Genomic DNA, 15,292 nt, shown 5'->3' on the forward strand with positions numbered 1-15,292 from the left:
TGTGTTGGTTTTTTTTTGGCGAAAGATCTGATCACCAAATGCCATGAATGTTCCCTAACTCTTTGACTTTATTTTACTATTCGTGGGGATAGCTCAGTAGTTAGCTCCAATTTTAAAACAGTTGCTTGAGCAGTCTGCTCAGATGCCTGTTCAGCACATTGGCACCCAAAGAATCGGTGTAAGCCATCTTTAAAAGAATAAATAGGTTAACTGGTTCTTTTGAAAGGGGCGCTCGATTCATTATTTACCTTGATGCATACCGCCTAGCTAAACTGGCGCAAAATAGCAGGCTAAAATTAGCGACGAAGGAGCGCAAGCTTGCTGTTTTTCGTCCCTTGGTTAAAGCGTTTGTTATGTTTAAAACACTCTTAATTGTAAGGTTCAAGCTTAACATCTAACTCAGGCACACCAGTTAGAATTGGGGTTAATCGCCAACCATTTCTCAGATTATCGTAAGCCTCAGGGAAAAATAGAACACCAGACATTTTAATCGCTTTATTGGATATAAAACGTTTTAATTTTTTAAAGACATCTTTAGAGCGCTGAGTTTCACAAAAGCCATCAATCGTACTTTGTAAAATTGTACTTCCCTCAACCTTATCTAAACCACTACCCTAGGTGGTTTACCATGAAAGTCCAAGTACAGTTTTTTGAGATTATCTGGGACGAGAGGCCAGCCACGTTCAATACCTTCTTTGGTACCTTTCCAGAATAAGTGCTCTGTATAATATACATCTATGTACTCGAATTCTGCTTCGGTTGCAGTATCTAGTTTCTCGCTCATGTAATGCAACTGCTCAAGTGCTTCTTCTAAGTCGCCTTGGTTTAACAAAATAGTCGTCAAATTTGCAAACTCTCCCATTAGAAATGTAAGCGCCCAACACTCATGTTTTTCCATAAGAGGCACAACGTCAGGAAACTTAGTGCGGATCTCTTTTAAGAATCGTCTTATTTCTGATTTAGCCATTGATTTCTCAGAAGCTTCTAACATTAAGCTAAGAGGCGCATATGCGCTGAGCATAATGGCGAAGCGGCCCCGCGTATATGCCTTCTAGTGACCAACGGGAACGGCTTTATTTGTTTGTTACATCGCAAGACCTCTGAACCTCCCTAAGACCTTTTTATCGGGTATTTGACAATGCTTTGTACCACCGAAAAGCTTAATACGGTTGCGAGCAAAAATTCTGTAGAAGAAGTCTCTAAAAGAACGCGGCAAGATTTTAGTTACACCGAATAAAAACCAGAACCCAGTTAAGTCTTTTGCGATTTCTAGTGCAGCGTCAGACCAAAGAAAAACGTTTCCGTTCTTAACTAACATAAAAGTATCAACACCTAGAGTATCAACTTTGTAACGTTCGATAACTTCTTGAGCATATTCTGATTGCATTGGTGAGAATATAAAACGTTCAGTTTTGTCGCGCTTCAAAATAAAGGCAACTGCTCCATTACAGAAGTTACACACCCCATCGTAAATAACTAAGTCCTTGTCTTCCATCGAACTATCCCGCGATATAACGCTAAGCTTTGAGGCAGTGAGGCAGTGACGTAGCGACATATCTACGAAGTGCCGTTGCGTTACTGTCCCAGTGACCAAAGGGAACGCGTTAAGCGCCTCGTTAAACACAAGTTTCAGCTAACGAAGTGCTGGCTTGCGATGTGTTTGAAAGCATTTTCTCCATACTTTGTTTTAGAACCATTACTTCCTTGGCCCTATTCTCGTTAAGAATTTGATGGCCAAGCTCTAGTAATTCGATGCGTGTTCTGACGAAACTACAGATGGCTTGTTTTGCGTTTTCTAATTCACCATTTTCTATTTGTTGATGAACAGAAGAAAGGTGAATAATGCTGCTATATAACTCTGTAGAGTTTGAACTAGCGCCCGCTGACGTACTGATATATGCGCCGAGAAATAATCCCGAAGTAAAAATGGCTATTGAGAATAGTGAACAAATAATCTTATGTTTCATTCAATACTTCCTTGTGCATAACGCCTAAATATGGGGCACAAACAGGCAGGCTATAATGGCGAAGCCGCCTAGCTGTTTGTGTCCCAGCCCGACTGCGGGCGACATAAATTTTTTGTTAGGTGATTTACCTTTGAGCACAATACAACAGTTATTTGAAAATGTTAAAGATACTGATTGCACTAGCAATATCCCCTAGGTCATTAAAAAATCCAAAAATTTTAAACACTGTTATGTATGCCCCTGGATTTGTTAAACCACTTATGGAAATTAAAGTAAATATGCCTGTTCCGACGAGATAGGAAATATTGGTGTTACTAAACTCTTGAACATGAGACAAAACGAAGAAAGTGCCATAACCGAAAAAGAGTGAAAACGGTAACGAACATAAGAAACCTAAGAACAGAATTTTTAATTTTTGAAGCATAACCATCCCTAGTCACCTAACTTTTAAACAAGGGGCGATAACGAGTAGGGCATTATGGCGAATCGACCCTGTGTTAGCGTCCCAGTGGGCTTTAGCCTACGACTTGATTTTTTTGTTATAAATAAAATGTTGAGAAAAGGGTAGTGGCGCCAATAGAAACTACTACGGTAACAATTAATGCAACAATCGCTTTAGATAGAAGAACTGTTCCGTGCTTTAGGCCATAAAATTTATAGGCGTACACCGGAACACCAATGAAGCCTATTAATGCACAAAACAAGGGATACATTCTGAGCTGTGTATGTCCATTCTCTCTACCGTGTTGTTTGCACCAAATGAAGAGGCAAATTGCTACGAAAATCGTATGAATGTGGTAGGTGAAGAGCTCGATGCCGCGAGTAATTAAAAGGTATTCGTCCACTAATGAAGAAAGGATAAATGAAACAAAAATTATAAAAATTGTCTTGTGTGATGATTTCATGGTTTATGTATAACTTTAAGCTAAGGGGCGCTAGCGTATGGGCTATAATCCGAACGAAGTGAGTCAGCCCACATGGCAGCGTCCCAGCGACCGGAGGGGGTGGCTTGAGCGTCTTGTTAGCTGCGTTCGTGCCAATACCCTGGTTTTCGGTGGTTGTGCATAATAGCTACCACACTAATTTCCCTGTTTTCGATAATTTTATAAATAATAGAGTATGGGAACCTGCTTAAGACAAAGCGTCGATGAGTTTGCCCCACTTTTGTCCATGCCGATGGCAAAGAGCTAACTGAATCGATGGCTTCCTTTAGTTCTTGAGTAAATTCGTGACCCAACCCCAATGACTGTTCTTGATACCAATCAAACGACCCTTTTATTTCCCTTTTAACCTCTGGGTGAAAGGAAACAGGTAGCATTTTTTAATTAAGATCCTTTTCTATCTCTTCCCAACTAATGCTTTTTACCGCACCAGACTCTAGCTCTGCGCTGCGAGATTCTGCAAGTTTTACCCACTCGGATTCCACATCGGTATCAATCTTGGTATCCATAGCCGTTAAAAGACAGTGGGCAGCAAGTGCTTTCTCTTTAGTACTGAGTTGCTCGATATTTTCAAGCATCACTTTCAATGCATCAGACATAAAATAACTCCCATTGGGTATGATTTGATATTACCACTAAAAAAGAGAAGTGAAAGGCTGGATTTACAAGTAGCGGGTAACACCCACATAAGGGGCAGTAATGCGTGGGCTAAAATTTAGAGCGAAGCGACAGAGCCCACGTGTTACTGTCCCAGCGAGTGGCTTAATGTGATTGTTATGTTTAACGCTTTGGACGACGCCCGCCACTTTTTAAACATGCCTCCATAGACTGATATGGAGTGTAGTTTTTTGTCTTGGAATAGTAAGTACTACCTTTAGCGTGACATATGCCGCTCTTGCTTTTTTTAACAGGTGGCTCCTCTGCCAAAACAATCTGCGGTGATAAACCTAAAAATAAAGCTAACAATACTGCCAAGGACTTCTTATAAAAACTGGGGTTCATTGAATGTTCCTCCTTAAACATAACTTTTCAATAACGGGCGCAGGCACGTAGGGCAAAATGGCAAAGCCGCCCTGCGTGTATGCGTCCCAGCGAACGAAGTGAGCGAGTTTATTGAGTTGATAATCATTGAGCCTCCTCCCTATCAGAATAAACTGAGTTTATCCTAATAGGCGACCAAACCAAGGGAGAAAACTCAATGAACTTTTATACTAATACACATCCGTACTATTGTGGAATCGATCTTCACACCAGACTGCTTTATGTCTGCATTATTGATAATGAGAACAACATTCTTGTTCACGAAAAAATAGATGATTCACCCGATAAACTGTTAGCGCTTTTAAAGCCATATCTGGGCAATATTGTTGTTGGTGTTGAATGTATGCACTGCTGGTATTGGGTATCCGACTTTTGTGAAGAGCATAATATTGATTTCATTCTTGGCCATGCGCTTTATATGAAGGCCATTCATGCCGGTAAAACGAAGAACGACAAAATTGACGCACTAAAAATAGCGAAGCTAATGCGCGGTGGGAACTTCCCACTCGCGCATGCTTATTCAAAGAAGCATCGCTCTATTCGAGATGCGCTTCGCCGTCGCACCCACATAATGAGAATGAGTGCTCAGCTGAAAGCGCATGTTGCTAGCACAGTTGGTCAATACAACTTACCCGCTTTAGAAACGCGGTTAGATTTAAGAAACTCACCTGATAGAGAAAAGATGCGCCACTTCTTTCCAGACGAAGCAGTGCAAAAGAGCATGGATTTAAACCTAAATATTATCGAAACCATGGTGAGTGAGCTTTACAAGATTGAACATTATGTAAAGACTCAGGCACAAACACACTGTGCAACAGATTTACATATTTTAAAGTCGTTTCCAGGTATCGGGAAAATTCTAGCCCTCACCATTTTGTATGAAGTTGGCGATATTAAACGGTTTCCATCAGTTCAGAAGTTTGCCTCGTATTCACGGTTAGTAAAATGCAAAGCTGAGTCGGCCGGTAAAACGCATGGTACGCAGGGAAATAAGATTGGTAATGCTCATTTAAAATGGGCATTTAGTGAAGCAGCAGTGTTGTACCTTAAAGGTAATGACAACGCGAAACGATATCTAGCCAAGCTTCAAAAGCGAATGAGCAAGGCGAAGGCTTTATCTGCACTCGCTCATAAAATTGGGCGATGTACTTACTTTATGTTAAAGAACCAGCAGGTATTCGATGAAGAGCGCTTTTTAAACGGGTAAGTCGCACAGTGGCATGAGCTTAAACATCTAACTGGTTAAGTGGTGAGTATCTCTTTTATCGCAAAGTACTCTGCAAAAGCAGCATCGATAAATATACCGATATGCCAAAACCTGTTGGTTTGATTAGACATGCGACTGTTGCGCATCTCTACCTTTTTACGAATTTGCTTACACCTTCACTGAACCTGATACTAACTGGTCAATGCAGCCACTTAGATCTGAATAGGACAGAGGAAGGTTAACCGATGAATGTCTAGTGCCGTTGCCAGTCAAAAGGAATTGAAAAGAGCAACAACAAGAGCCTCTATATGTGTTTGACGTAGGCAATTTGCCTAACATCAGCCATGACAGACGAAGTAAACGAGTTCTAAAAGGGCAACGGTATTGATCTTGAAATAGCGGTCAAAGGGCTATCTTTTTTCATTGACAGCCCGGAGGCTCATATGTGTTATGTGCGTAGCCACTTACAGCGTTATTTCGCATTGAGTTTCCCGATTTCCTCTTGTGAAATTGCCCAAATGTGAACCCGCTCTAATTTCACTTTGCTGAGGGTAACCGCGATGATAAACGCAACAGGGGTAAGAATATAAGCTAGCGGGGTGAGGCCCAACATATAGCAGCCGAAGATATGAAGTAATGCACCAATTGCGCCAACAGGAAGTCTATACTTTAAGCTATACATTTGCCCGGTAAATCGAGCAAACAATCCAATTGATGCGGGAGGGACAGCAAGCATAATGATAATGGCTGCTCCCATTTGTGAAATGAAAAGATAAAAAACAAAGCCGACAAATGCTCCGATGATTGCTCCCAAGAGTCCTTGCATCGGTTTTTGCTTTGCGTTTAATTCTTGTAACGCAGCTATCATTTCTTCATCAGTGAATCTCATAAAACTTCCTTGTTTTCAAATTGACGCAAGCACATAACGCTAAGCTTTGGGGCGCTAGCATGTGGGCTAAAATCCGAACGAAGTGAGTCAGCCCACGTGTTAGCGTCCCAGCGAACGCAGTGAGCGAGTTAATTGAGTTGTTATAAGCCAATTGTTTCGAAGTCAAAAGCTGATGCCTCAAGCTGCAATGTGTCACCACTTTGTAATTCAATTTGAAAAATGTTGTTTTGAACTCTTGCCATATTAATAGAGTTAGATTCACCCCAAGGAGTAGTCATTGGTACGTTAATTGAGGAAATGCCGGAAAACGTTAATGAGCATGGTTGAGCACTTTGGTTTGGCATTAAAAAGCAGTCTAAGAAAATCTCAGCTGACTTACCAGACCAATTTATTGAAATGGTTTTTACTAATCCATCATGTAGTGGTAGGTCTTTAAATTCCATTAAAACCTCTTAGCTTATAACTTTCCAATAACGGGCGCAGACATGTGGGGCATAATGGCGCAGCCGCCCCGCGTGTATGCGTCCCAGCGACCGAAGGGAGCGAGTTTAGCGCTTTGTGTACGCCCAGCATGGGCATGAACTAATGAGGTGAAAGTCCTCTGTAGGAAGATCACCGTTGTTTAACACACTGTTATTCAACGCTAACTACTAGCGAATGGCAAGGGCTAAATCGTGAGAGATAGTCTGGAGGAAGCCGCTAGCAAATCTGCGAGCTGATGAACAAGAACATCATATGAGGCGTAGGCTGAAGGTGAGTTGGCACAAGACAACGAAACCATGTGATCTAACGGCCACCGTAAATGATGCAGCAGTGCAGAGACAGTCCATGTTCTTATCTGGGGAGATCTGCTTTACGAGCGATCGGTGAATACCAGTAAGGCTCTGGTATACAAGTGCCTTGGCGCAGAGGAAACGCATCATCCACTGCGAGCGAATTCGATGCAAACCGATAGCGCTGTTACAGGTAACTGTGGCGGTGATAGAGCAGAAGTCAGCAGACGGCATAGTAGCCAAATGCCCAGCGTAATGGCTGGGACACGGCCAAGGCCGGAACATTTAGAATAAAGGAGGAGCCTTGTCAGACTTGAACACACGAATGCCGTCCGGTAGTGACGTGACTCAGCGTACTGATGAGCAGCCAGCCTTTAGCGCAGATCTACTCGAACTTTTTCTCCAGCCTTCCAATCTTGTGTCGGCATGGAAACAGGTTCGAGCCAACAAAGGGGCCGCTGGCATGGATGGCATGACCATTGATGACTTCCCCGCTTGGGCAAACGCCGGAAACTGGAAACGTGTTATGACTGAGCTTCGCTCAGGCCAATACCAACCTTCACCGGTGAAACGCGTTGAGATTGACAAACCTGATGGCGGAAAACGTCAATTAGGGATCCCAACTATCGTTGACCGTGTTATCCAACAAGCGATTGCCCAAGTCCTTACGCCTATTTTCGACCCAACCTTCTCAGATAATAGTTTTGGGTTCAGGCCACATCGAAATGGGCAACAAGCAGTGAAGCAGGTAAACAGCATTATCAAAACGGGACGCCGTTTTGCCGTGGATGTTGATCTGTCTAAGTTCTTTGACCGCGTTAATCACGATTTACTCATGACCTACCTTGGCTATAAAGTGAAAGATAAGCGATTGCTTAAACTGATTAAACGTTACTTACGAGCTGGGATTCTCTGCAAAACCAAAGGGGATAACCAGCTTTATAGCGAGAGTCGAGAAGGTGTTCCTCAGGGCGGGCCATTATCGCCGCTACTGGCAAACATCATGCTAGACCCATTGGACAAAGAGCTTGAGAAACGGGGTCACGAATTTGCACGATATGCGGACGATTTTACCATACTGGTAAAGACGCCCCGTTCGGGTGAACGCGTGCTCAACAGTATCAGCAGATTCCTGTGCCACCGCTTGAAGTTAGTTGTTAATACAACCAAAAGCCACGTCGTTAAAACCAGTGAAAGCAAATTCCTTGGATTTACCTTCAAGGCAGGCCGCATTCAATGGCATCCGAAGACCCTGATGAAGTTTAAGCAACAGGTTCGACGATTAACGAACCGCAACTGGGGCGTATCGATGCAATACCAACTCTTTAAACTCAGTCAGTATTTACGAGGCTGGATAAATTACTTTGGTATCGCCAGTGGATATCAGCGCTGCGTAGAACTGGATCACTGGATCCGGCGCAGAGTGAGAATGGCTTACTGGCGTCAGTGGCGAAAACCGCGCACCAAAGTACGACATTTAATGAGACTGGGCGTGCATGTTCAAGCTGCGGTAGCGTGTGGTATCACCAGCAAAGGGCCATGGCGTAGTGCAAAATCTCCGGGGATCAATCAGGCTTTATCACTTGATTACTTGAAATCCGAAGGGCTTTATTCACTACGTGATGGATGGATTGCGCTTCACTATCCTAAATGAAACGCCCTGTGCGGAGCCGCATGCAGGGTGTTGTGGGGGCTGGAGGCTAGATACCTCCGGCTACCCGATTAGTACCCGTAAACCCAATACTACCTAGCAACATTATTTAATTTTATTCCTATTTTTGATTATTTCACGATAGCTGAAATAGGTAAAAAATGGCGAAAGTAAATAAAAAGCTAGCAGCACATCTAGAGCAAAAAGTGGATAAATCAGTTCTGCTTGGCCAATAGAGCCGCAAAAGTCCCATGAAAAGATAGAAATACATTCATAAACTGAAGTTGACCAGACATATGCAGTAAGACCGAATAGAACGCTAATTATCAAAAGGCTTCTTAGCATTTTTAGATATAGCTTTTTGGATGGTTTTACTTTCAAGCTTCCTGCTCCGAGGGTACTAACAATTTAATGTACAGAAAAAATCCTTTATGCAAGGTGGAAACTATCCGTATATCACTTATGAGCGTTTTAAAATTGTTATCCTAAAACAATACTTTGAACAAAAAATAAACGCTTTTAAGCATAAAAGCCGGAAAACATCCTTTTTATTTTCTTCAATCGTAAAAGGTTGTGTTTCTGGTCATAAAAACAGCGTTTATCTACACGTTATAAATAGGCATCTGGATGAATTTTATTAACCTTCCATTCACCGTCTTCTTTAATCAAGTCTAGGCTACGCAAGTCTTCAATTTTATCGTCGTTGTATGTTCCACTTAAAAATACGGTGATTGTCGATTTTTCTGCGAACTCGTTGCGGCCAACTCGGCCTGCACTTTGAGGAGTGATGGTGACGGTGTCATATTTAAGGTTTAAGAGGTGGCGCTGAACGTTACTGTTAGTGTGGTATCTCGTTAATATACGAGACAGTTTTTCGCTTGATAGTCGAATTGCTGTATCAAGGTTGTCATCTTCATAAACACTTTTGAGAAACGCTACGGTGGTGTACTCAGGGGTACTTTCATCAAGCATGCCGTACCGCCCGATGCCTTCTTCCTTTTTACCGCAAGCGGATAAAATCAACACTGTAAAAAGCCCGAAAAGGGCGTACCACATACGCGTTTTCATTTGGATTACCTTAATGTAAAGAGGTCCGTTTCTTATTGATAGTTTTATATCTCAACGAAGTCAATGTGCTCGCCGCTTCGCTAATCTATGCTTTGATTATTCACAATATTGCGCACAAAAGCAAAGTAATAGAGCGTAAAACTCAGGTGTTTGTGTCCATAAAACTTCAGGAGAAATAGAAAAGAGTAGGCATAAAAAAACGAGGCACTAGGCCTCGTTTTTAAATGATTGAAACATTTTGGTGGTTATTGAACTTCTTCTTGTTCGTCGAACGCACCAGCAAACAGAGGGCTACTTAGGTAACGTTCTGTGCCGCTTGCTAGAAGCACTACAACCACTTTGTCTTTGTTTTCTGGGCGTTCAGCAAAACGCTTAGCAGCAACAACGGCTGCACCGGAAGAAATACCTGCAAGAATACCCTCGTCGGTCATTAGCTTGCGCGCCATGTCCATACATTCTTCGTTGGTAACTTGCTCAACTTCGTCAATTAGGTCTAGGTCTAGGTTACCTGGAATGAAACCTGCGCCAATACCTTGAATTTTGTGTGGGCCAGGGGTTAATTCTTCGCCCGCAAGCGCTTGGGTAATTACTGGAGAGTCTGTTGGCTCAACGGCAATTGAAGTAATTGCTTTACCTTTCGTATTTTTAAGGTAGCGACTTACACCCGTGATTGTACCACCCGTACCTACACCAGCTACGAATGCATCTACTTTACCGTCTGTATCTTCCCAAATTTCAGGGCCAGTGGTTTTTTCGTGAATAGCCGGGTTAGCTGGGTTGTCGAACTGTTGAAGCAATACGTATTTGTCTGGATCTGATGCCACAATTTCTTGTGCAGCGGCAACGGCACCTTTCATGCCCTTAGGTGCTTCAGTAAGAACAAGGTTTGCGCCCAAAGCTTTTAGAAGTTTGCGACGCTCAAGGCTCATGCTGCTAGGCATGGTTAGCGTTAGCTTATAACCGCGAGACGCTGCAACAAACGCCAAAGCGATACCTGTGTTACCACTGGTCGGTTCTACAATTTCTTTACCTTCGGTAAGGACACCGCGCTTTTCAGCATCCCAAATCATGTTTGCGCCAATACGGCACTTAACGCTGAAGCTTGGGTTACGCGATTCAATTTTTGCGTATACATTACCTGATGTTACGCGATTTAGCTTAACTAGTGGCGTGCGGCCAATAGATAGGGAATTGTCGTCAAATACGTTCATTATAAATCCTTACCTCGTTCCTTATTTTATAGGAAACCCCGTCTGTCGTGATCTGTACGACCTTTTTAATAGTTAATAATTCAACGCGTGTGATAGTTAATAATTCACAGCCTGAATTAGGGGATTTCGTCATACCCCTATATCATTGGTCCCAATCAGTAAAATGCAAAGTGCTTTTTAGCTATATGTTATATCTATGGGCAATCATGAGAAGGCCTTGATATTATAGTTAAAATTGCAAAGACGAAAAATTATACGGAGTACAACAATAATGGCTTTTAGTGGCACGTCTAATTATATCGCAACCAAAGACTTACAGCTGGCGGTTAACGCAGCTATTACGCTAGAGCGTCCGCTTTTAATTAAAGGCGAGCCGGGCACAGGTAAAACCATGCTTGCTGAAGAATTGGCCGAGAGTTTAGGCACCGAACTAATTCAGTGGCACATTAAATCAACCACTAAAGCACAGCAAGGTTTGTACGAATACGACGCAGTGTCACGTCTTCGCGACTCTCAACTTGGTGATGATCGCGTTCACGATATCAGCAACTACATCGTAAAAGGTAAATTATGGGAAGCCTTCAGCGCAGAAAAGCGCCCGGTACTATTAATTGATGAAATTGATAAAGCTGACATTGAGTTTCCCAACGACTTGCTGCTAGAGCTCGATAAGATGGAGTTCTTCGTATACGAAACCCAAGAACGCGTAGTCGCGAAGCAGCGTCCGATTGTAATCATTACATCGAACAACGAAAAAGAGCTGCCAGATGCTTTCTTGCGCCGTTGTTTCTTCCACTACATTCAGTTCCCGAATCCAGAGGAAATGCAAGAAATCGTTAACGTACATTTCCCAGATTTAAAGAAAAAGCTGCTTGATGAAGCGTTAAAGGCCTTCTTTCAAATTCGCGAAGTACCAGGGCTTAAGAAAAAGCCTTCTACCTCTGAACTTATCGACTGGTTGAAGCTACTAGTTGCTGAAGATATTCCGCCGGAAGCGCTGCATTCAAAAGACGGTAAAGCAGCAATACCGCCATTATACGGCGCATTACTTAAAAACGAACAAGACATTCATTTGTTTGAAAAATTGGTCTTTATGGCGCGTCGCTAATGCTTATTCAGTTTTTTTATACACTGCGAAAATATCAGGTGAAAACCACGCTGCGCGAGTTGCTGGATTTGCTTAGTGCGCTTGAAAAGCACGTGGTGTATGCCGATATCGAAGCGTTCTACAGTTTGTCGCGTACCATAATGGTGAAGGACGAAACTCAGTACGATAAGTTCGACAGGGCGTTTGCTGAATATTTTGAAGGTGTCGAATCTGTCGATCTATTCGGTAAAGATATCCCTGAAGAATGGCTGCGTAAGGAAATTGAAAAAAATTTAAGCCCTGAAGAGCGTGAGGCGCTGCGTAAAGCCGGTGGCCTTGAAGAACTGATGGAAACGTTGAAAAAGCGCTTAGAAGAACAAGAAAAGCGTCACCAAGGTGGAAATAAATGGGTGGGCACCGGCGGAACATCCCCGTTTGGCGCTTATGGCGACAATCCAGAAGGTGTGCGAATAGGGCAAAAGGGAAACAGAAAGTTTTCGGCAGTAAAAGTATGGGATAAACGCGAGTTTAAAAACCTAAGCTCTGATGTAGAACTGGGTACGCGTAACATAAAAGTGGCCCTTAGGAAGCTACGCAAGTTTGCTCGCACCGGCGCAAGTGAGCAGCTAGATGTGCCAACAACCATAGGTGAGACAGCTAAAAAAGGCGGTTTACTCGATATCCACATGGCACCAGAGCGTCACAATGCGGTAAAAGTGTTGATGTTTTTTGATGTGGGCGGCTCTATGGACCCACACGTAAAAAGTACTCAAGAGCTTTTCTCTGCGGTGCAAAGCGAGTTTAAATACTTAGAGTACTTTTATTTCCACAACTGCGTGTATGAGGAGGTGTGGAAAGATAACCTTCGTCGCAATAAAGAACGCATTCCTATTTGGGATATCATTCATCGCTACGGAAAAGACTACAAGGTTATTTTCGTAGGTGACGCTACCATGGGGCCGTATGAAATAACGTATCCAGGTGGCAGTGTAGAGCATTGGAATGAAGAGCCGGGCAGTGTGTGGATGCAGCGCTTATTGAACCACTTTAACAACGCTGTGTGGCTTAATCCGCAAGCTGAGAATTACTGGCCGTATTATTCGTCTATCAAAATTATTCGTGAAATTATGGAAGACAGAATGTATGGGCTTACGCTTGAAGGGTTAACGGCTGCTATCAAAGGGCTTAGCAGAAGCCGCTAAGCCCTTTGACGTATAACGTTTTATTTCTTTGATATAACGGATATTGAATTGAAGTCGGAAAATTATGCCGTAGCACTTGTGGTGTTGGCGGGCGGAAAGAGCGCTCGCTACAAGGGTAATAAGCTTTTATCGGAACACCCAATTTCTGCGCTTTCTCTTATACAACACAGTGTGGGGGAGGTAGTTAGTGCGCGCAATGACTTAGCGTTAACCAGTGAATTACCCATTACTGTTGTTACGGGTAAATGGCATGATTCCGTAAATACGCAGCTAAAACACTCTCCATGTAAAGTTTCTGAACTACCCATCAGTATCGTACACAACGCTAATTGGGATGAAGGCCTTGCGTCAAGTATTCGCACTGGACTCACGCACCTTTTAAGCCTTTCATCACTGTCGAAATCAGTGTCCCCGACAGCAAAGGGCTTGTGTACAAGACCTACTCATGTGCTATTCACGTTGGCCGATTTGCCGAGTCTTGATACACAAGACTTCGTTCACCTTATCAACACTTCTTATGCGAACCCTAATCACATAGTATGCAGTGAATGGCAAAAGCAGGGAGAGAACAATAGTCGATTAACCGTGCCTGCTATCTTTCCTGAAGCGGTATTTAGTGAACTGCTAGCGTTAAATGGCGACATGGGAGCCAAGCCGGTTATTAGGAAGTATGCGAAATTAAGTAGGGTAACGGCTGTGTCTATACCTAACGCACAATTTGATATAGACACGCCACAAGACTGGGACAAACTGAAAAGCAGGGGGTAACTGCTTTGGTTCAATTGAACGGTTTAAACGTTCAGCGTGCTTATGCGGATTGGTATTATGCACTCGCGATACGATGCACAGCACTTGGCCTTTGGATGTAAAGAAGGCGTGCACCTAGCATAACAGCTGCAGCACTCAATCCTACAATGAAGCCAATCCAAAACCCTGCTGCGGCCATTGGTTCTGCCGTTATCCAGTTTGTTCTACCTAAAATAACGCCTGTAGGTAGACCTATTAACCAGTAGGACACAAAGGTAATAATAAACATCGCTGTTGTGTCTTTATAGCCGCGTAATGCATTAGCCGAAATCACCTGAACCGCATCAGACAATTGGAATAACGCCGCATAAATCAATAGCGCATTTGCCAAGGTATATACGGCTTCGTCGCTGGTGTACAGGCCAATGATGAATCCCTTTGCTAGCAGGGTGAAGCTAGCCGTACACGCAGCGGTGAAAAAACCGATCAGAATAGCGGTTCGAGCTGCAATTTTTGCCTGTCGTGGGTTATTTTGCCCTATGCGATAGCCAATGCGAATTGCTGCTGCCATACCAATACTCATAGGAAACATGAACATCAGGGCTGAGAAGTTCAGTGCGACTTGGTGGGCCGCTACCGTTGTGGCACCAAAAGGGGCTAATAACAATGCAACCAGTGAAAACAGCGTCACTTCAAACAGGATAGTCATAGCAATGGGTAAGCCCATTTTGAAGGTGCGATTTATGGTTACCATGTTAGGTTTATATAACTGTCCGAACAAATTGTACTTTTGCAGGGCAGGGGCAAAACGAACATAGATAACGGTTGCTATAAGCATAGTGTAAATCACAATGGCCGTTGCAATACCACAACCCGCACCGCCCATAGCTGGTAATGGGCCTACACCATAGATAAACAGGTAGTTTCCTACAATGTTCGCCATCAACCCGATAACCGTAATAATCATAGTGGGTTTGGTTTTACCCAAGCCTTCACAATAGTTTCTAAGCCATTGGTAAAGTGCAAATCCAGGCATAGCGAACAGCACATACAGTACGTAGTCTACGGTAATGCTAAATAGCTCGGGCGCCATAGGGAACAGCGCGACTATGCTTTCAGTAAATGGAATTAAGCCTGCTACCGCTAATCCCACAAAGAAAACCAGATAACCAGCTTGCTGACTTGCGTCGGCAATACCACTTAAATTTTTGTTTCCCTGCAGCCGTGAAATGATTGGGGGAAGTGCCAGCGCTATACCCTGTATAAAGCAAAGCAGTGGCACAGTGATGCTAAATCCAAGTGCTACCGCTGCCATGTCGGTTGCACTGTAACGCCCAGCCATAATAGTATCGCTAACGCCCATTAGCATTTGAGTAATCTGCGCAACCAACAATGGCCATGCTAGTTTTAAAATGTCTCTTCCTTCTAAAAGAAAGCGTTTCTTATTCACGGTAATGTGTCTCTATATGGGTCGCCTAGGGCGATAAAAATGCAGAAAATAAAAACGA

17 protein-coding genes are annotated in these 15,292 nt (G+C 43.2%); 6 read left to right on the forward strand and 11 right to left on the reverse strand.

The features are described from left to right. Window positions 1–601: 601 nt before the first annotated feature. The 6 genes from MHM99_RS12260 to MHM99_RS12285 form a co-directional block, all read right to left on the reverse strand. Window positions 602–967, reverse strand: a complete 366-nt coding sequence (locus tag MHM99_RS12260; RefSeq protein ID WP_049588969.1) for a hypothetical protein — start codon at window positions 965–967, stop codon at window positions 602–604. Window positions 968–1,084: 117 nt separating this feature from the next. After that, entirely contained in the window at window positions 1,085–1,495 is a 411-nt protein-coding gene (locus MHM99_RS12265) for a DCC1-like thiol-disulfide oxidoreductase family protein (protein WP_049588961.1), read from the reverse strand. 121 nt (window positions 1,496–1,616) lie between these two features. Further along, window positions 1,617–1,967: a hypothetical protein gene (locus tag MHM99_RS12270; protein ID WP_014949701.1), complete on the reverse strand. Its 351-nt coding sequence runs from the start codon at window positions 1,965–1,967 to the stop codon at window positions 1,617–1,619. Window positions 1,968–2,988: 1,021 nt separating this feature from the next. Continuing rightward, window positions 2,989–3,285 (reverse strand): type II toxin-antitoxin system RelE/ParE family toxin, encoded by a 297-nt coding sequence (locus tag MHM99_RS12275; RefSeq protein WP_049588964.1) that lies wholly within the window; start codon window positions 3,283–3,285, stop codon window positions 2,989–2,991. Window positions 3,286–3,288: 3 nt separating this feature from the next. Beyond that, on the reverse strand, window positions 3,289–3,507 hold the full coding sequence (locus MHM99_RS12280) for an addiction module protein (protein ID WP_049588965.1): 219 nt from the start codon (window positions 3,505–3,507) through the stop codon (window positions 3,289–3,291). 181 nt (window positions 3,508–3,688) lie between these two features. Further along, window positions 3,689–3,910 carry a hypothetical protein gene (locus MHM99_RS12285; protein ID WP_049588966.1) on the reverse strand — a complete coding sequence of 74 codons (222 nt, stop codon included), beginning with the start codon at window positions 3,908–3,910 and terminating at the stop codon, window positions 3,689–3,691. A 196-nt stretch (window positions 3,911–4,106) separates the two neighbouring features. Between MHM99_RS12285 and MHM99_RS12290 the strand changes: the two genes are divergently transcribed. After that, window positions 4,107–5,156 (forward strand): IS110 family transposase, encoded by a 1,050-nt coding sequence (locus tag MHM99_RS12290; protein ID WP_239219560.1) that lies wholly within the window; start codon window positions 4,107–4,109, stop codon window positions 5,154–5,156. A gap of 472 nt (window positions 5,157–5,628) precedes the next feature. Here the strand turns inward: MHM99_RS12290 and MHM99_RS12295 are convergent, their stop codons facing one another. Then, window positions 5,629–6,045 carry a hypothetical protein gene (locus MHM99_RS12295; protein ID WP_049588967.1) on the reverse strand — a complete coding sequence of 139 codons (417 nt, stop codon included), beginning with the start codon at window positions 6,043–6,045 and terminating at the stop codon, window positions 5,629–5,631. Window positions 6,046–6,185: 140 nt separating this feature from the next. After that, complete coding sequence (locus MHM99_RS12300) at window positions 6,186–6,488, reverse strand: hypothetical protein (protein ID WP_049588968.1); 303 nt, start codon at window positions 6,486–6,488, stop codon at window positions 6,186–6,188. A 423-nt stretch (window positions 6,489–6,911) separates the two neighbouring features. On the opposite strand from MHM99_RS12300, the gene MHM99_RS12305 reads away from it, so the two are divergent. Together MHM99_RS12305 and ltrA are read left to right on the forward strand one after the other, a co-directional pair. After that, on the forward strand, window positions 6,912–7,112 hold the full coding sequence (locus MHM99_RS12305; protein WP_136251253.1) for a hypothetical protein: 201 nt from the start codon (window positions 6,912–6,914) through the stop codon (window positions 7,110–7,112). Window positions 7,113–7,122: 10 nt separating this feature from the next. Then, entirely contained in the window at window positions 7,123–8,472 is a 1,350-nt protein-coding gene (gene ltrA, locus MHM99_RS12310; protein WP_049589217.1) for a group II intron reverse transcriptase/maturase, read from the forward strand. Between the two features lie 606 nt (window positions 8,473–9,078). Here ltrA and MHM99_RS12315 read toward each other — a convergent pair. Both MHM99_RS12315 and cysK read right to left on the reverse strand, forming a co-directional pair. Next, window positions 9,079–9,537: a hypothetical protein gene (locus MHM99_RS12315; RefSeq protein ID WP_014949692.1), complete on the reverse strand. Its 459-nt coding sequence runs from the start codon at window positions 9,535–9,537 to the stop codon at window positions 9,079–9,081. Window positions 9,538–9,782: 245 nt separating this feature from the next. Then, window positions 9,783–10,748, reverse strand: coding sequence for a cysteine synthase A (gene cysK / locus MHM99_RS12320; protein WP_014949690.1), 966 nt, complete (start codon window positions 10,746–10,748; stop codon window positions 9,783–9,785). Between the two features lie 271 nt (window positions 10,749–11,019). On the opposite strand from cysK, the gene MHM99_RS12325 reads away from it, so the two are divergent. Genes MHM99_RS12325 through MHM99_RS12335 form a run of 3 tightly spaced genes read left to right on the forward strand, consistent with a single transcriptional unit; the run spans window position 11,020 to window position 13,805 of the window. Further along, entirely contained in the window at window positions 11,020–11,856 is an 837-nt protein-coding gene (locus MHM99_RS12325; protein ID WP_239219561.1) for a MoxR family ATPase, read from the forward strand. Next, window positions 11,856–13,037: a VWA domain-containing protein gene (locus MHM99_RS12330; RefSeq protein ID WP_014949688.1), complete on the forward strand. Its 1,182-nt coding sequence runs from the start codon at window positions 11,856–11,858 to the stop codon at window positions 13,035–13,037. The genes MHM99_RS12325 and MHM99_RS12330 overlap by 1 nt, the downstream gene beginning before the upstream one ends. A gap of 48 nt (window positions 13,038–13,085) precedes the next feature. Then, the gene (locus tag MHM99_RS12335; protein ID WP_239219562.1) at window positions 13,086–13,805 is read left to right on the forward strand and encodes a nucleotidyltransferase family protein; all 720 of its coding nucleotides are present in this window, start codon (window positions 13,086–13,088) and stop codon (window positions 13,803–13,805) included. A 55-nt stretch (window positions 13,806–13,860) separates the two neighbouring features. Here the strand turns inward: MHM99_RS12335 and MHM99_RS12340 are convergent, their stop codons facing one another. Continuing rightward, window positions 13,861–15,234: an MATE family efflux transporter gene (locus MHM99_RS12340; RefSeq protein WP_039227621.1), complete on the reverse strand. Its 1,374-nt coding sequence runs from the start codon at window positions 15,232–15,234 to the stop codon at window positions 13,861–13,863. Between the last annotated feature and the right edge of the window lie 58 nt (window positions 15,235–15,292).

Source organism: Alteromonas sp. MmMcT2-2 (assembly GCF_022348305.1).
GTDB lineage: Bacteria > Pseudomonadota > Gammaproteobacteria > Enterobacterales > Alteromonadaceae > Alteromonas > Alteromonas macleodii.